A 23,495-nucleotide genomic window follows, 5' to 3' on the forward strand; every position below is an offset into this window, starting at 1 on the left:
AAATACGCTTACTAATTTGAGATTATTTATGCAGTTATCAGCAAATCAACAACGTATTCTTGGTTGCTTACTAGAAAAACAAAGCACAACGCCAGAACATTATCCGCTATCGTTAAACGCTCTAGTGAACGCATGTAACCAAAAGTCTAATCGCGATCCTGTGTTAAATCTTACAGATAGTGACGTGCAAAACGCACTTGATGAACTAATAGACATGCGTTTGGTAACTATAGATGAAGGGCTTTCTGGTCGCGTAAATAAATACGACCACCGCTTTTGCAACACTGAGTTTAGTAATCTGCAATTTTCTGCTCAGCAACGTGCCATTGTTTGTTTATTACTTTTACGTGGTGCCCAAACCCCAGGTGAATTAAGAACTCGCAGTGCTAGGCTTGCTGATTTTAATAACGTAAATGAAGTAGAAACAGCGCTCAATAAACTGATTGAAAGCGATTACGCCCGTAAATTAGAACGAGAAGCAGGTAAACGCGACAGCCGATACATTCATTTATTTGGCGAACAACAAAATAATCCCGCCGATGCCTTTGTTGCTCTACCAAGCGAAGTAATTAAAGATAAAGAATTAAGTGATTTACTGGCAGAAGTAGAAGAATTAAAAGTAGAGCTTCGCAAAATAAAAGCTCATTTAAAACTTTAATTAATTAAGACTAAATCACATAATAAGTTTATTGCGTATCACATATTAAATTTTATAAGGATCTGGCAATGCGCGCCGAAATTATGGCTGAAATGAAGGTTCAGCCAACTATTGATGTAAATACTGAGATAACTCGCCGGGTTGCTTTTATTAAAGCACGTTTAGTAGCAGCTCACTCACGATCACTAATATTGGGTATTAGTGGTGGTGTTGACTCATCAACTTGTGGCCGCTTATGTCAACTTGCCGTAAACGAGCTAAATAAAGAACACGATACTGACAAATACCAATTTATTGCTGTGCGCTTACCTTATGGCGTACAAGCCGATGAAGACGAAGCGCAAATGGCGGTTGATTTTATCCAGCCAAGTAAACGTATGACCGTAAACGTACAACCTGCGGCTGATGCACTGCATGAGCAAGCGATAGCTGCTGTAGTTGGCTGTGGTGAAGCACTGCCTGAGCAAGCTCAGATAGATTTTATTAAAGGTAATGTTAAAGCACGCCAACGTATGGTTGCTCAGTACGAAATTGCTGGCTTTTGCCAAGGCTTAGTAGTGGGTACCGATCATAGTGCTGAAAACATTACTGGTTTTTATACTAAATTTGGTGACGGCGCGTGCGATTTAGCTCCGCTATTTGGTTTATCAAAACGCCAAGTACGTGCACTTGCTACTGCACTCGGTGCCCCAGCTTTATTAGTAGATAAAGCACCTACAGCTGATTTAGAAAGCGACCGCCCAGGCTTAACAGATGAAGAAGCACTTGGTTTGAGCTATGAGCAAATTGATGACTTTTTAGAAGGTAAACCTCTGTCTAATGATGTTGAACAAAAGCTTGTGAGTATTTACATGCGTACACAACATAAGCGCCAACCAATTCCGACAATTTACGATTAATGTTTTAGTAAATAAAATAAAGCAATTAACGCCTTTGAGGATTAATTGCTTTTTTGATCGACAGATTAAGAAACTGCGTATATTTTAATAAATTAACGCTTTAAATTTTATAATACCAATTGCGTTAAATTAGTGATCTATTATAGCCCTAAGAAAATAGCGATAGATCGATCATGTTTTAACAATATTGGTATAAGTTACCCGCCAAAGAGAACACTGCCTTATATGACATCGCCCATCTTAATTACCGGCGCAGGCCAACGTATTGGTTTAGCGCTCGCTCAGCATTATATAGCCCAAGGGCAGGCTGTTATTATTACGTATCGTACTCGCCACAACGCTGTTGATAAATTAGAGCAACTAGGCGCTGTATGTATTTATGCCGATTTTAGTACCGATGACGGTATAAGTGCATTTATAAATACGCTTAAAGAGCATACAAAATCGCTGCGCGCTGTTGTTCACAATGCATCAAGCTGGGACTGCGAAGCTAACAATCCTGACTTTGCAGTACTGTTCGATAATATGATGCGTATACACGCCAAAACACCGTATTTAATTAATTTAATGTGCGCTGAGCTGCTTATAAACTATCAGCAAAGTGAAAAAGTACCTGCTGATATAATTCACCTTACTGATTATGTAGTTGAAACAGGCAGCCCTAAACACTTAGCTTATGCAGCAAGTAAAGCAGCTCTCGATAACTTAACTAAATCGTTTAGCGCTAAATATGCACCAAACATAAAAGTGAACTCGGTTGCTCCATCACTCATTATTTTTAATGAACATGACGATGAGCAATATCGAGCTAAGACCCTTAAAAAATCATTAATGGGCATTGAACCCGGATGCCAAGAAATTATCAATAGCATTGATTTACTATTACAAAGCCACTACATCACAGGGCGCTCTTTGCCTGTTGATGGCGGCCGTCATTTAAAGTAAATATAAATAAACTGAGATATTTATGCACAATGAATTAAAAGAAAGTTACGAAAAAATCATCACCGCAGTAGGCGAAGATGCTAACCGCGAAGGCTTACTTGATACGCCAAAACGTGCTGCAAAAGCAATGGAATATTTAACGCAAGGGTATCGTCAAACGCTTGATGAAATAACTAATAAAGCGGTATTTACATCTGACGCTGACGACATGGTGTTAGTGCAAGACATAGAGCTTTACTCTATGTGTGAGCATCATTTACTACCTTTTATTGGCCGTTGCCATATTGCTTATATTCCAAACGGTAAAGTATTGGGCTTGTCTAAATTTGCACGTATTGTTGATATGTTTTCACGCCGCTTTCAAATTCAAGAACAGCTAACGCATCAAATCGCTAAAGCAGTTGAAGAAGTTACTGGCGCTAAAGGTGTGGGCGTTATTGTTGAAGCAAAACACATGTGTATGATGATGCGTGGTGTAGAAAAGCAAAATTCAAGCATGCGTACATCAGTAATGTTAGGTAACTTTAGAAGCGACCCTAAAACACGCAACGAATTTTTGCAGCTTATAAAAGGTTAACCCTATGGCTAATGCAATTATTAACGTTACTAATTTGCGCCTGCGTACGTTTATTGGCTTTAACCCCGATGAGCGTGAAAAAAAGCAAGATGTAGTGATCAACCTAGAGATTCACTACCCTGCTGATGACGCGTGTAAAACGGATGAAGTTGACCAAGCACTTAATTATAAAGTGATCACCAAAGAAGTAATTAGCTTAGTAGAGCAAGGCCACTTTTTACTGCTCGAAAAATTAGTGGCTGAAATTCTTGCGGTTTGTCACTCACACCCAAGTGTTCATTACGCTAAAGCACGTGTTGATAAACCGCATGCACTGCGTTTTGCCGACTCGGTGTCGTTAACGCTTGATTGGGCTAAATAAGGCCTTAAAAAATTTATTTAAAAAAGCTTTTCGAATCCTACGGCAAGGGCGATAACCGCTAAATAGCGCGCGCCTTTGCCTAGTGTTACTAACAGTAAAAAGGTGTTAAATCGCACTTTAAATATGCCTCCAATCACCGTTAATGGGTCTCCCACAACCGGTAACCAAGCAAATAACAAACTATATACACCATATTTATTAAATTGCTTTTGTGCGTTATCAAGCCCTTTTTGCGATACAGGAAACCATTTTTTATCTTTAAAACGCAGTACCTGCGTGCCTAACCAGTAATTAACGCAGCTCCCCAATACATTTCCAAGTGTTGCTACACACCACATAAGCCATAAATTAACTTTACCTTGGGCAATCATCCCCACCATTATCACCTCAGAAGAGCTAGGCAGTAATGTGGCAGATATAAATGCGCTAATAAATAACGTGAGATAAAGCATAATGTCCTTATGGCTAAACGTAAAAACCCAGCCTATAGCTGGGTTTATAATACCAATTTTATTAAAAACATGATCATTCTAGCGTATTAAATAACTCACTAACGACGTTAAAAATTATTTATATAGAACAACTATGTATCATAATTTTAGCCTTGTTATTGAGCTATTTTCTTATCGCTATAATAGATCACTAATTTAATGCAATTGGTATAAAAATAACTGAGGTTTTATTTTATCAAATTTAAACTAAACGGGTAATTAAACTCTTTACCTTCGTTAGCTTTAATACTTGCCATTACAACCATTACAAACCCAAAAATTGCCACTATAGGTAGTAATATTAAGCCTACTGCTACAAACATCAGTAAAAAACAAACTACATATGCAATTGCCATCGTTATTTGAAAGTTAAGCGCCTTTTTACCGTGCACGTCAACAACTGGCATCTCATCTCTTTTAATTAACCACACAATTAATGGCCCAATTATTGAGCCAAACGGCACAATAAATCCGGCAAGCGCACTCAAATGGCATAACATAGCCCACATACGGTCATCTTTATTAACTGGTTCAACCTGTTGATTTTCTTCCATAACACTCTCCTTTTTGTTTTATGTATGTTGCCTCTTAACTAAACCAATGTCTACAAATCAACCAACGTATTTGTATTTAAAAATCACAGCGTAAAATCTTGTGATAAAAAAGTGATAAGTTTGTGAGAGTTTCTGGAGACGATTATTCAATACTTAACTCGAATCATCACTTACAGGAATAATAATGAAAACTTCTACATTAACAATTGCAATTCTTTTAGCGGCAGCTAGCCAATCGACTATGGCCGCAGAATTAGACCTAAAAGTTACTAACCTAACCAAGGGTATTCACTTCACTCCACTGTTAATTACAGCACACAACAGCGAAGACACACTATTTGAAGTAGCAACGCAAGCATCTACAGCATTACAAACAATGGCTGAAGGCGGCAATATTGCAGAGCTAGTTGCACAAGCAACTGCTGCAGGCAGTGATATGGCTGCAAATCCAGCTGAGGGCTTACTTGCACCAGCAGCATCTACAACGGCAACACTGACAACTACTGACGGTAACGAGTACCTATCTTTAACTGCAATGATGCTACCAACTAATGATGGCTTTGTAGGCTTAAACAGTTGGAAAATCCCAACAGAAGCGGGTACTTACACAATTAATTTAAATGCTTACGATGCAGGCACTGAACAAAACAATGAGCTTGTAGTTGAAGGGTCTGGCGCACCAGGTACTCCAGGCATTCCAGCAGCTCCAGGTGGCGACGCTGGCACTGGCGGTACAGGTATATTAAGTAGTGATACAAATACAAGCATCCATATTCACCCAGGTAGCTTAGGCGATGACGATTTAGAAGCCGGTAATAGCGATTTAAGCAATACGGTACACAGATGGTTAAACCCAGTAGCTCAATTAACAGTTACAGTTAAGTAGGAGCATGATTATGTCATCTACTAACAACCTCAAAAAAAGTCTACTAGTGCTTGCACTTGCAACCACGCTTGCAGCGTGTAGCGATAACGATAATGACGATTCAATAATAGAAGAGCCGGTCGTTGTTGAACCAATTGTTGTAGAGCCTGTAATTAGCGAGTTTACTATTACTTTTAGTAATTTAACTGCTGGGCAGCCTTTATCACCGCTCTCTGTCATTGCTTTTGAAGATGAAGCACCTTGGACATTCGGTACCACACCTTCTGTTGGTTTAGAAATGCTTGCTGAAAGCGGTGCGAATGATGAATACCTATTGTTTGAAAACGCGTTAGAAGCGGTTTCTGCCGAAGCTGGTATTGGTCCAGGCGAAACAACCACGGTAACTATTTCGACTGAATCACTGGAAACCCTTAATTTGTCATTTGCTGCAATGCTTGGGAATACAAATGATGCTTTTACCGGTCTTAGTCTTGTAGATGTATCTTCATTAGAAGTTGGTGACTCGCTAATGCGTACCACTGTTGCTTATGATGCAGGTACTGAAGCGAATACAGAAACAGCTGAAACTGTGCCAGGTCCTGCCGCTAGCGGTGAAGGGTTTAACGAAATACGTGACGATACAGCCGATATAATAACGATGCATCCAGGCATTGTTTCAAATCAAGATGGATTATCTACATCAGCACTTGGTGTTGAACATAAGTTTGATAACCCAGTATCGAAAATAGTAATTACGCGCACGCAGTAACGTTCCAGCTTGTAATGGGGAAGTAAGGGAGCACGGATGCCCCCCTTTTTACGAGGTAATACATGCGTCACGAAAAAATATTAGTAGTAGAAGATGACAGAGAAATAGGTAAGTTAATTACCACGCAGCTAACGTCGCTTAACTTACATGTTGATCATGTTGTGAGCGCAGAACTTGCCTTAAAAAAAATAGCTAAGCATCCCTACGGACTTATTTTACTCGATATAAACTTACCCCAAATGGATGGTTTGAGCTTATGCCGAAAAATAAAAGAGCATTACCCAACTACCTCCGTAATTTTACTCACCGCGCTTAGTAGCGATATGGACAGAGTTATTGGCCTTGAAATGGGCGCCGATGATTATATTTGTAAACCCTTTTTTGCACGCGAATTACAAGCCAGAGTAAAAACCCAATTACGCCACAGAGCACAACTACTCGCTGGCCAAAATAACGACAACTCCCCCGTTGATAGCGAACAAACACTAAATGTAGGCTCACTCAATATAGAATTTAGCTCGCACCAAGTGTATTTAGGCAAGCAAGCCCTTAACCTTACCGCCACCGAATTTGATTTACTCGTTTACTTTGCACGCCATCCTAATCATGTTTTTAGTCGCCAGCAGTTACTCGATAAAGTATGGGGTTACCAACACAGTGGTTACGAGCATACGGTTAATTCACATATAAACCGCTTACGTGCCAAGCTAGAAGAACACCAACAAGCGCCTATTATCGAAACAGTTTGGGGTGTTGGTTACAAACTAAACCCTAGCCAACTCAATTAAGACACCTATTATGAAATTATCTTTGTATCAAAAATTAGCTATATCGCTAGTCGTGATTTTTTGTTTTATTTGCGCCCTAGTTTACGGCTGGAGCAAGCAATTAGAACTGACTTCAAAACACCACGCCGAACAAAATCTGCACTTAGCGTTAGCGGAACATTTAGTACAAGATAACCCATTAATAAAAGAAGGTGTTTACGATTATAAAGCGCTTGAAAACCTCTTTCATACCTTGATGTTATTAGGCCCTGCGTTTGAATTTTATTTTGTAGACGAAACCGGAAAAATTCTTACTTACTCAGCAAAGCCAGGGAAAGTTAAACGTACGCATATTAGTTTAACGCCTTTAAAAGAGTTGATTAACAACCCAAGCGCTGCACCTATTTATGGTGATAATCCTCGTAATAAAGAGCAACAAAAAATATTTTCAGCCGCGCCAGTATTTAATCAAGATAAGCTACAAGGTTATTTATATGTAATTATTGGTGGTGAGGCTTACGATACCTCACTAAGCACTGTAAAAAATAATGATAAGTTATGGCTAGCTGCTTTATGGCTTGGCTCTGCACTCGCATTTTTATTTATTGCGATGCTCATTTTACTACGTTTTTTTACCAACCCAATTCAGCGATTAGCACGCGATGTTAGTAATATTGAAGCCGCTAACTACAGCCTTACCGACACCAAGCTAAGTAACTATTCAACGCAAAAAAGTAACGAAGTGCATAGTTTAGGGCGAAGTATTCAAGCCATGCTAACGCGTATTAACGAGCAGTTTAAAGCGCTTGAACAAGGCGATAAACAACGCAAAGAGTTACTAACTCACTTATCGCACGACCTACGTACACCACTTGCTTCACTGCAGGGGTTTTTAGAAGTATTAAATCAGTCGGGCGAGCAGCTAAGTAAACAAGAGCAACAAGAATACTTACAGGTATCGCTTAATAATTGTGGGCAATTAAAGCTACTCATAGAACAAATATTTGAACTTGCTCACTTAGAAAATGGCGAAATAAGTATAAATAAAGAAACCTTTAATTTAGGTGAACTCATTTACGATTGCATGGCAAAATTTAGTTTAGCCGTTGATAAAAAAGGCATTAGTTTGTCGGTAGAACCTGCGATTTGTGATTTTCCTGTGGTTGCCGATATAGCTAAATTAGAGCGCGTGTTAAGTAACTTAATTGATAATGCAATTAGGCATACCCCTCGCGGCGGCAGCATTGCAGTACATGTAAAACGCAGTGACGATAATCAACTATTTGTGCATGTATCAGACACGGGCGTAGGCATAAAAGAAGATGAGCTGAATGCTATTTTTGATCCGCACTACCAAGCAAGTAATTCTAATAAGGAAGGGCGCCAGCAAGGTGGTTTAGGATTGGCTATTTGCAGAGGGTTATTAAAACTGATGGATAGCGAAATTTACGTACAAAGTGAAATTGGTAAAGGCACTATGTTTAGCTTTAACTTGCCACAAAAAAAGGTGCTTTCTTAAAAAGCACCTTACATTTTTTTGTTTATTTTAAATATATAAATTAATTACTTTTTAATACCCGCTAAATCAAGCATAAATGCATAGTTTAGCGCGGTATCTTCTAAGCGTTTAAAGCGACCCGATGCGCCGCCGTGCCCTGCTTCCATATCTATTTTAAACAGTAACTTATTGTCATCAGTTTTATAGTCACGCAGCTTAGCAACCCATTTTGCAGGCTCAAAGTATTGAACTTGTGAATCGTGCAAACCAGTCGTAACTAGCATATTAGGATATGCTTGCTTAGTTACTTGGTCGTATGGCGAGTAAGACAGCATGTAATCGTAATACGCTTTTTCGTTCGGATTACCCCATTCGCCGTATTCATTTGTTGTAAGCGGAATGCTCGCATCAAGCATCGTTGTTACTACATCTACAAACGGTACCGCAGCAACCATGCCTTTATAAAGCTCAGGCGCTTGGTTTGCTACTGCGCCCATTAATAAGCCACCAGCACTGCCGCCTAACGCAAATATTTCATCTTTTGCGCCATACTTTTGAGAAACCAGTGCTTTAGTTACGTCAACAAAGTCGTTAAATGTATTCTTTTTAGTTAGTAGTTTGCCGTCTTCGTACCAAGGACGACCTAGCATTTGCGATCCACGTACATGGGCAATTGCAAATACAAAGCCACGGTCTAACAAGCTCAAACGTGAGCTTGAGAACGTTGGATCCATGGTAGCGCCATAAGAACCGTAACCATATTGCAGTAGCGGGTTAGTGCCATCTTTTTTAAACGCATCTTTACGGTAAACTAAGCTTACCGGTACTTTTATGCCATCACGTGCTGTTACAAAAATACGCTCTGACGCGTAATTGTCAGCATCAAAATCACCTAACACAACCTGTTGCTTAAGAAGCGTTTTATCGCCAGTCGCTAAATCTACATCGTACGATGAGCTTGGAGTGGTCATGCTTGTGTAGTAAACACGTAACGTGCTGCTATCTATATCGTTATTGCCATAAGTACCAATTGTATAAGCGCTATCGTTAAAGCTCAGTGGTAACTCTTTACCTGTTTTTAAATCACGCGCAATCAACTTTGATTGGCCCATTTCACGTTCTTGGTAAACTAAGTAGTTATTAAATAAATCAATGCCTTCGAGTTTAATATCATCGCGCGCAGGGATCACACTTTGCCAATTAGCCTTGTCGCCTGCTTTATCAATATCAACTTTCATCAGCTGAAAATTTACAGCATTTAAGTTAGTTACAATGTAGTAAGTATTCCCTAGCTTCGAAATATCATATTCAAGCCCTGCTTCGCGCTCAATTAAGCGTTTAGGCATTGCCTTAGTATCATCAGCACTTAATACAGATACGCCTGATGCAGCCGTGCTGCTGTGCCAAATATAAATCTCTGACTCATCTTTGCTTTTACTCATACCCATGTAGTAACTGGTATCAGTTTCTTCGTAAATTAGCTCGTCATCAGCTTGTGGTGTGCCTAATGTATGACGATAAACTTGGTAACCTAATAAAGTTTGTAAATCTTTTTTAATGTAGTAAACCGTTCTATTATCGTTTGCCCACACAATGCCACCGTTAGTGCCCTCGAGCGTGTCTTCGAGTAATTTACCGGTTGTTAAATCTTTTATTTTTATACTATAAATACGACGGCTAACAGTATCTTCGCCATAAGCCATTAAATTGCCATTCGGGCTTACATTTAAGCCACTTACTGCATAATAATCATGGCCTTTCGCAAGCTCATTTACATCTAAAATAACTTGCTGATCGGTACCTGCAAAATCGCTGCTGCGTAAGTAAGTAGTGTACTCGTTATCGCCACGTGTTTGTGTTGAGTAAAAATAATCACCGTTTTTAACTGGGACCGAATCATCGTCTTTTTGAATACGCCCTTTTAGCTCTTCAAACAACTCACTTTGCAGCGTTTTAGTATGTGCAAGCATTGCATCAGTGTATGTATTTTCAGCTTCTAAATAGTTAATTACCTCTGGTGCTTTACGCTCGTCATCACGTAGCCAATAGTAATCATCAATGCGTGTATCACCATGAATAGTCATTTCATGCGGTACTTTTTTAGCAATAGGGGCAACAGCTTGGACTACTTGAACCGTTTTAACTTGTGTATTACTTTTTTTGGTTTCTTCAGGGGCTTGATTACAGCCACTTAAAATAGCGAGTGATAGTGCTGCGAGTGCGAATGGGTTGCGTTTCATCAGTCAAAGTCCTTGTTATATTTTTATTTTTTATTAAGTAGTTAAATATACCTATAAATTAGAGTTTGTAGTTGTTTAGTTTGTGAAGCAATGTAAAAAGGGAGCCGAGACTCCCTTATATAACTATTAAGTTATAAAATTACTTTTGTTTACGACGACGCATAAATGCAAACGGCGCTACTAGTAACGTTAACCATGCAAGTGAACCAGACGATCCATTGCTCTCAGGCTCTGGCGTAACTGGCTGAGGGTCAGCAATTGTATCATTAACAACTATTGATACTGTTGTCTCTTCAGCGGTGGTACCTGACGCTTCACGTACTGTATATGTAAAGCTATCTTCGCCAGAAAACTGGGTATTTGGTGTATAATCAATAGTGCCATCTTCCTTAACTGTTGTTGAACCATTTGCAGGTGCAGATACAACCTCAACAGTCGATGCTACAAGACTACCCTTAACTCTCACACCTTTATGCGCGGAGAACTCCGCATTTTCTGTTGCCGATGAAGCGACCGCGTCGAATACAAAGCGAGATTCAGCCATATCGTTAGCTAATACGTTAATATTAATTGTTTGCTCTTCGTCAACTTCCACTGAGTCTGCAGTAGTGTAATGGCTACGATCTTTTGCAAAAGCTTGATACTGAATATCAACAGTTCCGCCTTTAATCTGATCAACTAGATAACCACTACCAATACCTGCTCCTGTTGGAACTGTATCTATCATTGCACCTACATTACCATCTGCAGACTCGACACCTGCAGAGTAAGGTGAAGGTAAAGTTGGAACATCAATGTAGTTTATGCGAACTTCATCAGTACCTTCTTTTAAAATAACTTGGAAAGTGTACTTATCACCAGAAGTGCTTCCATAAAGTTCAACGTCATGCCATTCAACAACAACATAGCCACTTTCAAATTTAGCTACATATATATCGCCGCCACCAGTTCCACCCGCCAAATCAAAATCAGCCCATAATGGAGCAATTACACCGCTTGGTGCACTTGCATTAGGCATAGCTTGAGGGGCAAAAGATCCAGATGTATTTACATCAGCGCCAACAGCAATAAAGCCGTTATCTGAGATTGTAAATGCTGAGTACTCTTTACCATCAAAAATAAAATCTGCTTCTACGGTAATCGTTATCTCATCACATCCATCAGGGCAAGATTGTGGGTCAAAACCTTCGTCTGCAAGAGAGAGCGTGCCTAAGAGGTCACTGCTGTTAATGCCAAACTCTTTTGGACCAAGTGTACCTGTCCAAGTTAGCTCCTTGTTGTCTTCACTTAAAGTTACTGCACCAGCGCCATTTGTTACTTCAACTACAGGCGGAGCACCTTTGAGGAGTTCAGCATTTTCATCAAGCTTCACATTTACTGATAACTCATCAGTAAACAAAGTATTATTAAATTGCACACCAATCTTTGCTGGCGTAGAAGAATTTAGTGAGTCTGCATCAACTGTTGCGCTAAATACGCTACTATTTGTGGCTTCATTATCGTAAATAGCAAATGGTAAATGCGCAACTTGTCCTGTTTCAGTGTGAGTCCATACTACATGGCCAAAGTTCCAACCTTTCACACTATTAAATGTAGAATCAATATCTAAGTTAAATTCAGCTACGTTAGCTTTTATTCCTGCACTGTCAGTACTTGTAGAAACAGAACCATTTGCTTCAAGCATAATAGTACTTGGAGTCACTGTAATTTCAGCACCTTCCATATCTGTTACTATCTTAGCCGTCCACTCTCCTGCCACGTCAGTCATGTTCTCAACTGTATTAGTAAAGCTACATACACTTAAACAACTTGGATCAGCATATGAACCATGACCAAATGTAAGGGATGCATCTAACGCACTAGGCATATCTAAACGTCCCGCGCCCACATCAAATGCATCAGCTTTCGTTACTAGGTCTTCTTTATGTAAGCCATCCATTTTTGACGAGCTCATTAAAGCTGTTTTAATTTGAATTGCATTCCATTCAGGGTGTGCCTGTTTCATAAGCGCAGCAGCACCAGCTACATGTGGGCTTGCCATACTTGTACCAGTAATCGCATTAAAAGTAATACCATCGCCTTCATCAGGAGAATATGCTGATAAAATATCTGTACCAGGAGCTGCAATATCAGGTTTTAAGAAGCTAGGTTCGCCGTTAGGACCACGAGAGCTTGAGGAGTTCACTGCATCTGTAAATTTCTCTTGAATTGTGCGCTTAACACTTGGATCTAATAATGCAATGACAGACTCTTCAGCCTCAGTTAATAACTCAACTAAACCTAACCCATCTTCTTGGCTAATTGATGATGCTGGAATAGTCGCATCATCCATAGCCATACCCATAGCTCCGCCAGGGGTATTATTGTGGATAATAACAGCTTTAGCTCCTGCTTTTTCAGCATTTGCAGCTTTGGCTGAAAATGCACAGCTACCACGAGAGATTAATGCTACAGAGTCAGCAAATGATACGTCTTCAGCAAACTCTTCACACCCTTCAAAGTTATCTGGAGCAATCACTTGCGCAGAAATAATAGGTAATGAAGTAGGGTCTGTTAATAAACCATTACTACCTTCAATACTCATGAAGGTCTCACCGGCAACCTCAATCGACTGTGAGAAAAAACGACCAGTTTGTGTATTAGCTACAGTTAGACCCGATTCGATACAACTTGGACAACCAATTGTCTGGGCACCATTACCGTCATTACCAGCGGCAGTAACAACTACCACACCTGCCTCTTCCGCAGCTGTGAATAAATCGCTATAGGCACTAGTAGAAGGGTTACCACCTGCGCCGCCGCCCCAAGAGTTATTAATAACATCAGCACCATCATTAATGGCTGCTTCTAATGCAGACATTAGTGCAACAGTTGTACCGCTACCACGACCATCAGCTGTATGCCAAAGCGCTTTATAAGCCATTAACTGCGCAGCAGGAGCTACACCTGAGATAGACACGTTGTTATCTTGATACGTAATTTCAATAGGATTACCAACTGCAGTACCAGCTACGTGAGTACCGTGGCCGTCATAACCTAAAGGAGATCCAATGTATTCATCTGGGTGCACATCACTAGGGGTTGGGCCAAAAGCACGCGCTACAATTAATTTGTTATTACAAAAATCAGCTTCGCCGCCGTCTACACGACAGAAATCTGGGTTTTCAGCAATGTAAGCAGCTTCTTCTTCACTAAACTCTGCTGCTGCAAAACCAACATCTGAAAACATGGGGTTTTCTGGACGAATACCAGAGTCAATAATAGCAACTTTAACGCCCTTACCTGCTTCAGATTGGCCGCCTAAAGCCTGCCATGCTTCTACACCTTTGATCACATCGATAGATGCATCCATTAAGGTATGATATTCAGTATCTAAAAATACTTTTTTAACGCCTGAAAGCTTAGCAAGCGCTCCACGCTGACCTTCCTCACCTTCAACAACAATACCGTTAAATAGCGTACTAAACGAATGAGATACTGAACCACCACTTACAGACGCTGCAACTTGCGCTACGCTTTTTTGCTTTGCTTTTAGGTAGCTGCTGTATTTTAAAGCGGGTGCAGAAGATAGCTTAACTTTACTATCTCCAGTTATAACTGCTGAAGTTGCTTCTAGCCCTACAATACCACCTCTGTAAGTCGCTAATGGTTCATCTTCAAGTTGAATAATATAACGCGCTTTTCTAGATATTGTTTTATCTTGAGAGTAAGTTTTAACACTTGAAGTTTCAGGTGCATACCCTTTAGAAAAATCAGGTGCTGCAGCTACACCGTATGACATCATAGCTAAACCAATAGCAGTCGATATAGCTGTTTTTCTCATTATTATATTTGACATTATTTCCCCTGAGGTGAGTTTTATATTATTGTACTTATTACCAATCGTAATTGGTCTGTATTTAGAATATAAAACTTTACACCCATCCTGAGCAACACCTTGATTACAAACAAATTACAACTTATGTATGAAAAGGTTACGTAAGATTGTAAGTAATTGATTTTTAATAGGTATTATTTATTTTTGCTTTGTAAATGAGTGTAAACACATTAACCCTTTTGAGAAAAATATGAATAGCGAAGTAATTAACATTTTAACTATGGCAAAAGTAATTCAAACGGCCGTTGCTCCCGTATTTTTAATCACAGGTATAGCAGCAACTTTAGGTGTTTTATCGAATCGCTTAGCACGAATTACCGACAGAGCGCGCTTATTGGAGCGAAGATTAAAAGTAAATACAGATGACGATTTTAATAAGTCGCTAGCAACAGAACTGCGCGCTTTATTAAAAAGATCGCGTTTTATACATATTGCTTTTAGTTTAAGTGTATTAAGTGCCTTACTTGTATGTGCTGTGGTCATGTTTTTATTCTTGTCGCACATTCAATCAATTAACTTAAGCGTGACCATTGCTTGTTGTTTTGTAGCTGCCATGGCGTTACTCATTTGTGCATTTATTTCGTTATTAGGTGAAGTGTTTTTAGCAACCCGCAGCATGCGACGAGGCATGATATTTGCCGATATAGGCATTAATGATTAACTTTTCATTAAATCCATCGTATTCGCTTGAATAAAAATGACGTTACATACAAGATATTAAATTAGGAATAATACTCAACAGGGGCAAACTATGAAATTTAAAAAAATATTAGCAGGTATAGCATTAGCTACATGTGCACTTAGCGTATCGGCAAATTCTGCATTTAAAGAACCAAGTGACGCGATTGAATACCGCCAAGCTGCGTTTTCAATGATTTCAGTGCAAATTGGTGACATGGGCGCAATGCTAAAAGGTAAAGTACCTTTTGACGCAGAGCAATTTAAAATGCGTGCTAACAACGCTGCTGCACTTTCAAAAATGCCATGGGAAGCGTTTTACGAAGGGACAGATAAAGGCGAAACAGCTGCACTTGCTGCTGTTTGGTCTGAAAACGATACTTTTATGAAAAAAGCAACTGCATTTCAACAATACGCAGATGAGTTAGCAGTAGCGGCTCAATCAGGCGATAAGGCCGTAATTGGTAAAGCTTTTGGTGCATGGGCTAAAGGCTGTAAAGATTGCCATAAGCAATTTAAAGATTAATTATTGTTGTTTTAATACTTGATGTAGTAACAACAAATGATAAAAAGCACTGAACGGTTAATCATTCAGTGCTTTTTTGTACCCGGCATTTAGGCCCGTATGTTATTTATTGAGCGAAACCTTCTGCGGGCGACGTTTAAATACAGTCCTAATCCCACCCAAAATGCGTGTAAACACCTTACCAATATCACTTAATATAATGTACAAGCATGGCACTAATATAAGTGTTATTAATGTTGCAAACATCACTGCAAAACCAAGCGCTACCGCCATAGGTATTACAAACTTAGCCTGCAGGCTTGTTTCAAACATAATGGGCAATACACCTGCAAATGTAGTAATTGAAGTAAGTAATATAGGTCTGAATCGAGCACAACCGGCATCTATTACAGCATTTTTAATACTAACACCTGTTTTACGGGCTTGATTCACATAATCGGTCATAACGAGTGAGTCGTTTATAACCACCCCTGCTGCTGCAATAATACCAAAGCCAGACATTAAAGTTATATCCAAACCAAACCAGTAATGCCCCCATATTGCTCCCGTTAAGCTAAATGGAATCACCGACATAACAATAAGTGGTTGCGCATAACTCTTGAGGGGTACGGCTAATAAAATATACACCAAAATCATACCGCCGAAGAAAAACATCTTCTGCTGATTAGCCTGATCTTGTTGCTCTTCAATGGCGCCACCAAGTTCTGACTTAACACTTGGATATTCTTCTTTAAGTTGTGGTAGTAGCTCTTCTTTAATTTGATCTACAACTTCGTTTGGCTCGATCACTTCTTCATCTATGTTTCCATAAACATACACAGTACGATAGCCCCCTTCACGGCGGATATAACTAATACCTGGTGTTTCAGTAAGTTCAACTACATCACCAAGCAGTACTTCACGGCCCTGCGGGGTAGTAACAACCGCATGCTTAAGTGACGAAAATGCCTCTCGAGTCAGTTTAGGGTAACGCACCATTACACGTACTTCCTCGCCTCGGCGAATAACACGTTGAGCCTCACCACCATAAAAACTAGCACCCACTTGATTTGCAATAGAAGCTAAGTCTAAACCTAAGTCGTAAGCGACCGGTTTTAGGCTCATTTGCACTTCTTTACTTGCAGGGTCTATTGTTGAGCTAATATCAAACAAACCTTCTTGCTGTTGCAGCAATTCTATAAAGCGACGACCAGCATCATTCAATGTATCAATATCTGAGCCATATAATAAATAACCAAATTCGCCGTCACTTCCCCCTCCATTTACATCATCATAAATGGTTAATGATTTAACACCGGCAATATCAGGCATGGCTTCGCGCCAACGGCGTGATAATTCAAATGCGTTATAAGGCCGTACACTTTCATCAACAAGAGGTACAAGCACTTGGGCTTCGGTGCGCCCTTGGTTATAGACTAAAATATCTCTTATGAGCTTTTGACCATATTTGCGCTCGGTATCTTCATCAATCGCAATCACCATCGCCTCTATTTCGCGAATAGCATTTATTGTTTGTATGTCTGATACATTGTCATTCATTTCTAGATTTATTTGTGGGTAGTCATGCGGGATTTTTGGCATAAACCCAGTACGAACTTGATTTGATGAGATCAAAGCAAAGGTTACGATCAATAGGGCGATAAATGAAAATAATACTGACCAACGCCATTCAACACAACGTACAACAAAGCGCTTATATGGGCCATTTACAAAACCAAAAAATCGCGTATTAAACCGATCTCGCCAGCCCCCCTCTTTTATTGGTGAAAAATGAGTGTGGGCAATATGGGCAGGCAATATCAACTTTGATTCAATCAAACTAAATACCAAACACAGCATTACCACCACAGCTATACCATAAAAGAAGGCACTTTCTGGACCTGTAGATAACGTAAATGGAGCAAATACTGCAATGGTAGTTAGTACACCAAAAGTTGCGGGGGTTGCTACGCGTTTTGCGCCATTAACCACATTAACAACACCGCCGCCTTTTTTCTCTATTTCGGTGTAGGCACTTTCGCCTATGACAATGGCGTCGTCCACCACAATCCCTAGCACCATAATAAAAGCAAAAAGTGATAAAATATTAATGGTTACACCAAACAGTGGCATCATCATCATTGCGCCCAAAAAGCACACTGGTAAGCCAATCATTACCCATAATGCCAACTTAAAGCGTAAAAAGATTGACAGCATAATTGCAACCAAAACAGCACCCTGAATAAGGTTTGTAACCATCATGTCTAAGCGAGCATTTAAGTAGTACGTCATATCCATTAATGGCTCTAAACGAACCCCCAGCGGTAGCTCTTTATTTTTTAATTCTATAAATGCTTTTACTGAATCAGCAACTGGGATAATACTTTGCTCTTCGGTCGCTTTTACCGATATATAAACTGCATTTTCACCATTGAATTTAAAGTAACGCTCACCTTCAGTGAACTGATCTTTAATCACGGCAATATCTTGCAGTAACACTTTAGCGCCATTAGCCCCTATTTTTACCGGTATTTTCCTAAATTCTTCACCAGAGTAAAACTGATTTTCGACGCGAACAGAAATAACACCTGCGTCTGTTTTTAGCTGCCCCGCCGAAAAGTTAGCTGAGTAACGACGCACTGCATTCATTACATCACTAAGGGTTAGGTTATATTGACGCAGCGTATCGGGTTCGATTTCAATTGCTATTTCATCAAGAGGAACATCGTTTACCACTAACGACACGTTAGATAGCTGTAGTAACTCATCTTCTATTTGGTTTGCTATAGGCTTAAGCTCAGTTAGCGGTAAGTCAGCAACGAGCGTCATACCTATAACATCTTGCCTAAACTCAACTTGACTTATGGTGACCGGTTCCATACCGGCTGGGAACGTTGCTATACCATCAACCCGTAATTTAACTTTATCGAGTATATCGGTCAGCTCTACATCAGTATTAATTTCAAGACTTGCTCTACCGCCATTTCTAAATGCTCTGTACACACCTTTTTTAATTTCGGTCACATCTTTTAGCGACTCTTCAATTTTTATAAGTATGCTTTCTTCTATTTCCTGAGGAGAGGCACCGGGGTAATTAGCCTCAATATTAATGTAGTTAATCTCTACATTAGGAAACATTTGGCGTTGGATATTTAGAAAGCTAATAATTCCCATCACCACAATAAAAATCATCATTAGGTTGGCAGCAACGGAGTTATTAGCGAAGTAAGCAATAATACCGGTTTGTTTTTCAGCGTTAGGCGCTGTATTTGGTAGTTCAGTGTTACTCATAACTCAGCCTACCTTTATAATTTTTCAGTGGAAGCATTTTCAAGTGCCTCTGTATTTTTAGTATTTTGAAGGCCCGCAATTTTTACAGCCATGCCTTTTTGCGGATATTCTGGCAAAGTAATCACCAACTTATCATCTGCTTGCAAACCATCACTAATGTAAAAATACTCACCTTCTTCACGAATAACAGTTACTTTGCGTGGCTCTAGCTCTTGGTTCTCGTTCACTACCCACACAGTTTGGTTATTTACTAAAGCTTGCGGTAAACGGTAAATGTTATTAAGCATTGCTCCTGCAAAATTTACCTGTACGTAACTACCAAACTTGATGATAGGCTGTTTTGTTTTTAAGCCGTATGGGTCTTCAATACGCACCACTAAACTACTCATACGCGTAGCGTTATCAACAATCCCTAGGTCGCGGTCAATCACGCCTTCACGGGTAAAGCTGTTTAGTCCTTTTTGAATAATCGTTGCAGTAATACCTTTAATACGCTCTGGTAAAAAAACGCTGTCGAATCCTGCGATAGGAATAATCACTTCAGCAGTTTCAATATTATTTAGTTCAGCAACTTGCGAACCCATAGTGACATATTGGCCAACACCTACATTTCGGCTAATAACCAATGCATCGTAAGGGGCTGTTACTTCACAATTATCTAAGTCACGTTGTGCACGTTTTAATGCAGCTTGCGCCGACTTTACAGATGCCTGCGCACTTAACACTTGAGGCTTACGTAAAAATAAGTCGGTACGCGCTTTACTTGGAAAACGCTTTGCTTCATCTGCGGCTACTTGAGCTTGGGCCTGCTCTTCAATTAAGCCTGCTTGTGCACGAGCAATTTCTGCCTCTGCAACAAGTACTGCTGCTTCGTAGTTGTCTTTTTCGATAGTGAATAACGTTTCACCGCGAGCAACGATGCCGCCGGCTACAAAATTAGGATGCCAACTTAACACTTCACCCGACACCTGCGCCGAAAGCTGTGTACTTTCAAGAGGCTTTACTTCACCGTAGCTATTAATAATAACTTGATGATCGTTTGCAGCCACTGGCTCAACTTGCACTGTTGGACGAGTATCAATAACTTCTTTTTTTTCTGGCTCTTGTGCAATGGCATTTATTCCCATAAAGCCAACAACACCAACAACTAGTGCTACAAATGGAAAAACCCATCTAAGTGAATTTGTTTGCATATCCTATTATCCCCAAAATTCTATTAACGTCATAATACCAGAGCCATATGAAACATTAAGGTGACATTTGTAAGCAACTGTTACAAATGCGTATATTAATAGATAAAATAAAGGAAGTAGCTTAAGAAAACGACTAGTATAATAATAAAAAACAAGCCGTTGGTATGATTTTGAAATGAATAATTAAACCTTGTTCCTTGTCAAATATAAAGTTCCTAATTAAATATAAATAGTGCCTTTTAAATACCTTACAGCATGCCCCGTTAAGGTGACGGTTGTATCACCCACTTCACATAGTAAATACCCGCCTCTGCTTGAAGCCTGATAAGCGCTTAACGTAGTTTTACCCAATTGCTGCGCCCAGTAAGGTGCCAAGCCAGTATGAATAGAGCCTGTTGCATAATCTTCGTCGCCACCGCTTGCAGGCCAAAAATAACGAGATATAAAATCATATTCAGCACTTGCAGCAGTGGCCACTACATCAAGTGGATAAAGCGTTTTTAAAAGCTCTGAGCTAGTTTTTAATTCAAGTATTTGATCGGCGTTTTCATAAATAACAAAGTAGGCTTGGCGATTTTTAAGCACTTTACTCGGTTGTATAGACAGGCCATCAAGCAGTTGCTGAGGCACATTTTGCACTTCAACCGGTGCTTGTTTTGGAAAGGTCATTGCAAAGCTGCCATCAGCGTTTTTATTAACGATTAGCTCGCCCACCGCATCAGCAATAAAGCGAATTTGCGATATATTATGCTCTTCACATAAAACATAGGCAGCCGCAAGTGTGGCGTGACCACAAAAGTCGATTTCCATTAAGGGCGAAAACCAGCGAATAACAAAACTTCCATCGTCTTGCAGGCAGGTAAAAGCAGTTTCAGATACGTTATTCTCAGCGCCAATCTTTAGCATTAAATCGTCACTTAACCACGATTCTAGTGGGATCACTGCCGCATAGTTACCTTTGAATAACTCATTCGTAAACGCATCAATTTGATGAATAGCTAATTGCATTGTTTAAACTTTGTAATGATTAATAGCTTAAAACTGCCATACCTAAACTAAATTAGCACTTTTATTTTGGCTTTAAGCCATTACAGGCCGCATTCTATAATATTGCATACAACCAAATTGCACAGCATTGGTAAGCAACAGCATAATAAACATAAGTAAGTGCGCCGTGCTTGGAGCCGCTGTTGTAAGCTCAACAACTAAGCCGCAAATACCAGCAATAAACTGCAAGCTAAAGTAGCGCGCGCTTAAATTACTTACATTACCCGTACGCAATGTTTTATAAGTTTGTGGCATAACACGTACCGAACTCATCACAAGGCCAACATACGTTAAAGCGCTTAATACCGTTGCAGTATCGAGGCTTGAATTCAAAAGTAGTGAAAAAGGCAGTAACGAAAAACCTAGCATAGTAAACAACTGTACCCGTTCTCGTTTAGCTGCGTTATAACGTGCAAAAAAATACAAAATAAGTCCGCTTAACGCACCGGTTACAATAAATGGTAACGCAATATAAAAACGCTCAAAATAAATATTGTAGGTTATAAAATAAAGGCTTTGTGCTAACCCAAACGTCATCATCAATAGTGATAAACCTGAGACACTACGATTTTTTCGAATTTTGTTTAGTAATGGTAAAAAACTAAAAACCAAAATAAATGAAGACAATATAGGCAAATAATACGGCAAAGCAACCTCGCTCGTTACATAAATGTTAATTAAAAACGAAAATAAAAACATTTAATAAACATTTGTTTTAAAAGGCTTTTACTATGAGCGCGGCATTGTAGAGCCGCGTAAATTTAACTCAACTAAATAAGACATTCTTGTTTTAGGTACTGGCAAGCTAGGTATACAAAAACCGTAGAATTAAGTTCACGGTTTACCGGTTTAATAGAAAGCCTCACCGCCAAACTGTTAAATAAAAATGATAGTTGTTATCATGCGCAAGTCATTAACTGCTGTATATAAAACTACCTATGAGAAAAACTCTTTTTAAAATTCACAGTTGGATCGCTCTAATAGCTATCATTCCATTGATTGTTATTAGTATTACAGGGAGCGTATTAGTTTTTAAAAGTGAAATAGATGGCTTACTTATGCCAAGCAGCCACTTTGTTGTAAATGCACTGCCAGAGCGCATGCCAATCGACACGTTAATTGCCAAAACAGAGCATGCTTACCCTGAATATGTAGTAGGTAGTTGGGAGATTTTTAACGATGATACAGCTGATCGGGTTTACTTAGTCAAACGCGGCACAGAGCAATGGTATAAGTTTCATTTAAACCAGTATACGGGTGACATTTTGTCTGAACCTGTTGGTACCAGCCATTATTTTACCGATTGGTTTTTAGAACTACATTACACTTTTTTACTGAACGACTTTAAAAACCTGCCAGGGCAAACAGGCACTGTACTAGGCTTCTTTTTTGCCCTGTTTTTATTGGTATTAGGTATTACTGGGCTTATTATTTATCGTAAATTTTGGCAGCGTCTATTTAGTGTGCGCTGGCGTTCAACACTGCAAATTGTACTTAGCGACATTCATAAAATGACGGGGGTTATAGGATCTCCCATCATTATTCTTTTAGCTATCACAGGTGGCTACTTTAACTGGGCGGTGTGGTATCACGAAGTTATTGAACACGCAGAGGAAGAGCACTTTGTACTAACCAAAAACCTACACAGTAGCGATATTTCGTTTCAACACATACTTGATGACAGCAAAAAACAAATACCCACTTTTAACGGCACGTTTTTAGTTATGCCACTCGAGCCTGACGAAAACATTACCTTGTTCGGCGAAGTCGATACCGCCAACCCACTTGCTAGTGAGTATGCCAATACGGTTAGCTATAACAAGCTAACAGGCGAGCACATAGCTAACTGGGATATTCGCGAAGTAGGCGTTGGCTGGCAGGTAATTGATAGCTTTAGAAAGCTTCATTTTGGCTACTTTGCAGGGCTAATAAGTAAAATACTGTGGTGCGTAATTGGTTTAAGCCCAGTGTGGCTAGCAGGTACTGGTTTTTACTTATGGTTTACTCGCCGAAAACGTAAAAAACAATCACAAAAAAATCGTTTAAGTAGACATTGCACTGTAAGCGATTGATTATAGAGCAATCAGGGTTTTAGGCTAAGTTACCGTCCTTACAGGTGGAGAAGTAACTTAGCTTAAATCATCATTAATTTAATAATTGTAAAGTAAACAATAAAAGCTTTGCCAAGCTCGTATTCTATCTTCAAAACTGCCACCTTCTAATCACGACAGTCCCCTGTTAAACGTTAAGTCATTTACAACACCTGCAGACCCCACCCAA

At 39.6% G+C, this 23,495-nt stretch carries 20 protein-coding genes; 12 read left to right on the forward strand and 8 right to left on the reverse strand.

The window, feature by feature from the left end; all coding sequences use genetic code 11:
• Window positions 1–28 precede the first annotated feature (28 nt).
• The 5 genes from GQR54_RS12130 (at window position 29) to folX (ending at window position 3,440) form a co-directional block, all read left to right on the forward strand.
• Window positions 29–658 carry a YceH family protein gene (locus GQR54_RS12130; RefSeq protein WP_007580511.1) on the forward strand — a complete coding sequence of 210 codons (630 nt, stop codon included), beginning with the start codon at window positions 29–31 and terminating at the stop codon, window positions 656–658.
• Window positions 659–726: 68 nt separating this feature from the next.
• Window positions 727–1,557, forward strand: a complete 831-nt coding sequence (nadE, locus tag GQR54_RS12135; protein WP_166377895.1) for an ammonia-dependent NAD(+) synthetase — start codon at window positions 727–729, stop codon at window positions 1,555–1,557.
• Between the two features lie 225 nt (window positions 1,558–1,782).
• The gene (gene folM, locus GQR54_RS12140) at window positions 1,783–2,502 is read left to right on the forward strand and encodes a dihydromonapterin reductase (RefSeq protein ID WP_166377897.1); all 720 of its coding nucleotides are present in this window, start codon (window positions 1,783–1,785) and stop codon (window positions 2,500–2,502) included.
• Window positions 2,503–2,524: 22 nt separating this feature from the next.
• Window positions 2,525–3,079: a GTP cyclohydrolase I FolE gene (folE, locus tag GQR54_RS12145; protein WP_002962341.1), complete on the forward strand. Its 555-nt coding sequence runs from the start codon at window positions 2,525–2,527 to the stop codon at window positions 3,077–3,079.
• Window positions 3,080–3,083: 4 nt separating this feature from the next.
• Window positions 3,084–3,440 carry a dihydroneopterin triphosphate 2'-epimerase gene (gene folX, locus GQR54_RS12150; RefSeq protein WP_007377309.1) on the forward strand — a complete coding sequence of 119 codons (357 nt, stop codon included), beginning with the start codon at window positions 3,084–3,086 and terminating at the stop codon, window positions 3,438–3,440.
• Window positions 3,441–3,457: 17 nt separating this feature from the next.
• Here the strand turns inward: folX and GQR54_RS12155 are convergent, their stop codons facing one another.
• Window positions 3,458–3,892, reverse strand: coding sequence for a YqaA family protein (locus GQR54_RS12155; protein ID WP_024607729.1), 435 nt, complete (start codon window positions 3,890–3,892; stop codon window positions 3,458–3,460).
• Window positions 3,893–4,119: 227 nt separating this feature from the next.
• On the reverse strand, window positions 4,120–4,485 hold the full coding sequence (locus GQR54_RS12160) for a DUF4870 domain-containing protein (protein ID WP_007580507.1): 366 nt from the start codon (window positions 4,483–4,485) through the stop codon (window positions 4,120–4,122).
• Window positions 4,486–4,669: 184 nt separating this feature from the next.
• On the opposite strand from GQR54_RS12160, the gene GQR54_RS12165 reads away from it, so the two are divergent.
• From GQR54_RS12165 to GQR54_RS12180, 4 genes are all read left to right on the forward strand, one after another.
• Window positions 4,670–5,371, forward strand: a complete 702-nt coding sequence (locus tag GQR54_RS12165) for a spondin domain-containing protein (protein ID WP_166377899.1) — start codon at window positions 4,670–4,672, stop codon at window positions 5,369–5,371.
• 10 nt (window positions 5,372–5,381) lie between these two features.
• On the forward strand, window positions 5,382–6,119 hold the full coding sequence (locus GQR54_RS12170; protein ID WP_166377900.1) for a spondin domain-containing protein: 738 nt from the start codon (window positions 5,382–5,384) through the stop codon (window positions 6,117–6,119).
• 62 nt (window positions 6,120–6,181) lie between these two features.
• Window positions 6,182–6,907: a response regulator transcription factor gene (locus GQR54_RS12175; RefSeq protein ID WP_166377902.1), complete on the forward strand. Its 726-nt coding sequence runs from the start codon at window positions 6,182–6,184 to the stop codon at window positions 6,905–6,907.
• Between the two features lie 10 nt (window positions 6,908–6,917).
• Entirely contained in the window at window positions 6,918–8,405 is a 1,488-nt protein-coding gene (locus GQR54_RS12180) for a HAMP domain-containing sensor histidine kinase (protein WP_166377904.1), read from the forward strand.
• 44 nt (window positions 8,406–8,449) lie between these two features.
• Here the strand turns inward: GQR54_RS12180 and GQR54_RS12185 are convergent, their stop codons facing one another.
• A complete protein-coding gene (locus GQR54_RS12185; RefSeq protein WP_166377906.1) occupies window positions 8,450–10,624 on the reverse strand; it encodes a S9 family peptidase in 2,175 nt (724 codons plus the stop codon).
• Between the two features lie 139 nt (window positions 10,625–10,763).
• Window positions 10,764–14,462, reverse strand: coding sequence for a S8 family serine peptidase (locus tag GQR54_RS12190; protein WP_166377908.1), 3,699 nt, complete (start codon window positions 14,460–14,462; stop codon window positions 10,764–10,766).
• A gap of 229 nt (window positions 14,463–14,691) precedes the next feature.
• Here GQR54_RS12190 and GQR54_RS12195 point away from each other — a divergent pair, with 229 nt between their 5' ends.
• Together GQR54_RS12195 and GQR54_RS12200 are read left to right on the forward strand one after the other, a co-directional pair.
• Window positions 14,692–15,162 (forward strand): DUF2721 domain-containing protein, encoded by a 471-nt coding sequence (locus GQR54_RS12195; RefSeq protein ID WP_165729344.1) that lies wholly within the window; start codon window positions 14,692–14,694, stop codon window positions 15,160–15,162.
• Window positions 15,163–15,252: 90 nt separating this feature from the next.
• Complete coding sequence (locus GQR54_RS12200; RefSeq protein ID WP_166377910.1) at window positions 15,253–15,705, forward strand: cytochrome c; 453 nt, start codon at window positions 15,253–15,255, stop codon at window positions 15,703–15,705.
• A 102-nt stretch (window positions 15,706–15,807) separates the two neighbouring features.
• Here the strand turns inward: GQR54_RS12200 and GQR54_RS12205 are convergent, their stop codons facing one another.
• From GQR54_RS12205 to GQR54_RS12220, 4 genes are all read right to left on the reverse strand, one after another.
• Window positions 15,808–18,975, reverse strand: a complete 3,168-nt coding sequence (locus GQR54_RS12205; RefSeq protein WP_166377913.1) for an efflux RND transporter permease subunit — start codon at window positions 18,973–18,975, stop codon at window positions 15,808–15,810.
• A gap of 14 nt (window positions 18,976–18,989) precedes the next feature.
• A complete protein-coding gene (locus tag GQR54_RS12210) occupies window positions 18,990–20,168 on the reverse strand; it encodes an efflux RND transporter periplasmic adaptor subunit (RefSeq protein WP_166377915.1) in 1,179 nt (392 codons plus the stop codon).
• A gap of 219 nt (window positions 20,169–20,387) precedes the next feature.
• Window positions 20,388–21,176 (reverse strand): PhzF family phenazine biosynthesis protein, encoded by a 789-nt coding sequence (locus GQR54_RS12215; protein WP_166377917.1) that lies wholly within the window; start codon window positions 21,174–21,176, stop codon window positions 20,388–20,390.
• 72 nt (window positions 21,177–21,248) lie between these two features.
• Entirely contained in the window at window positions 21,249–21,863 is a 615-nt protein-coding gene (locus GQR54_RS12220; protein WP_166377947.1) for a PQ-loop repeat-containing protein, read from the reverse strand.
• A gap of 290 nt (window positions 21,864–22,153) precedes the next feature.
• On the opposite strand from GQR54_RS12220, the gene GQR54_RS12225 reads away from it, so the two are divergent.
• The gene (locus GQR54_RS12225) at window positions 22,154–23,287 is read left to right on the forward strand and encodes a PepSY-associated TM helix domain-containing protein (RefSeq protein WP_166377919.1); all 1,134 of its coding nucleotides are present in this window, start codon (window positions 22,154–22,156) and stop codon (window positions 23,285–23,287) included.
• The last annotated feature ends 208 nt before the right edge of the window (window positions 23,288–23,495 follow it).

This window comes from Pseudoalteromonas sp. Z9A4 (genome assembly GCF_011378845.1).
Lineage (GTDB): Bacteria > Pseudomonadota > Gammaproteobacteria > Enterobacterales > Alteromonadaceae > Pseudoalteromonas > Pseudoalteromonas arctica.

Bases quoted from the DNA above. Each gene is read 5' to 3' on its own strand.
- GQR54_RS12175 (WP_166377902.1), top strand. From the start codon at position 6,182: ATGCGTCACGAAAAAATATTAGTAGTAGAAGATGACAGAGAAATAGGT.
- nadE (WP_166377895.1), top strand. From the start codon at position 727: ATGCGCGCCGAAATTATGGCTGAAATGAAGGTTCAGCCAACTATTGAT.
- GQR54_RS12155 (WP_024607729.1), bottom strand. From the start codon at position 3,892: ATGCTTTATCTCACGTTATTTATTAGCGCATTTATATCTGCCACATTA.
- GQR54_RS12170 (WP_166377900.1), top strand. From the start codon at position 5,382: ATGTCATCTACTAACAACCTCAAAAAAAGTCTACTAGTGCTTGCACTT.
- GQR54_RS12130 (WP_007580511.1), top strand. From the start codon at position 29: ATGCAGTTATCAGCAAATCAACAACGTATTCTTGGTTGCTTACTAGAA.
- GQR54_RS12215 (WP_166377917.1), bottom strand. From the start codon at position 21,176: ATGCAATTAGCTATTCATCAAATTGATGCGTTTACGAATGAGTTATTC.
- GQR54_RS12210 (WP_166377915.1), bottom strand. From the start codon at position 20,168: ATGCAAACAAATTCACTTAGATGGGTTTTTCCATTTGTAGCACTAGTT.
- folM (WP_166377897.1), top strand. From the start codon at position 1,783: ATGACATCGCCCATCTTAATTACCGGCGCAGGCCAACGTATTGGTTTA.
- GQR54_RS12225 (WP_166377919.1), top strand. From the start codon at position 22,154: ATGAGAAAAACTCTTTTTAAAATTCACAGTTGGATCGCTCTAATAGCT.
- GQR54_RS12165 (WP_166377899.1), top strand. From the start codon at position 4,670: ATGAAAACTTCTACATTAACAATTGCAATTCTTTTAGCGGCAGCTAGC.
- GQR54_RS12205 (WP_166377913.1), bottom strand. From the start codon at position 18,975: ATGAGTAACACTGAACTACCAAATACAGCGCCTAACGCTGAAAAACAA.
- GQR54_RS12160 (WP_007580507.1), bottom strand. From the start codon at position 4,485: ATGGAAGAAAATCAACAGGTTGAACCAGTTAATAAAGATGACCGTATG.
- GQR54_RS12190 (WP_166377908.1), bottom strand. From the start codon at position 14,462: ATGTCAAATATAATAATGAGAAAAACAGCTATATCGACTGCTATTGGT.
- GQR54_RS12185 (WP_166377906.1), bottom strand. From the start codon at position 10,624: ATGAAACGCAACCCATTCGCACTCGCAGCACTATCACTCGCTATTTTA.
- GQR54_RS12180 (WP_166377904.1), top strand. From the start codon at position 6,918: ATGAAATTATCTTTGTATCAAAAATTAGCTATATCGCTAGTCGTGATT.
- folX (WP_007377309.1), top strand. From the start codon at position 3,084: ATGGCTAATGCAATTATTAACGTTACTAATTTGCGCCTGCGTACGTTT.
- GQR54_RS12195 (WP_165729344.1), top strand. From the start codon at position 14,692: ATGAATAGCGAAGTAATTAACATTTTAACTATGGCAAAAGTAATTCAA.
- folE (WP_002962341.1), top strand. From the start codon at position 2,525: ATGCACAATGAATTAAAAGAAAGTTACGAAAAAATCATCACCGCAGTA.
- GQR54_RS12200 (WP_166377910.1), top strand. From the start codon at position 15,253: ATGAAATTTAAAAAAATATTAGCAGGTATAGCATTAGCTACATGTGCA.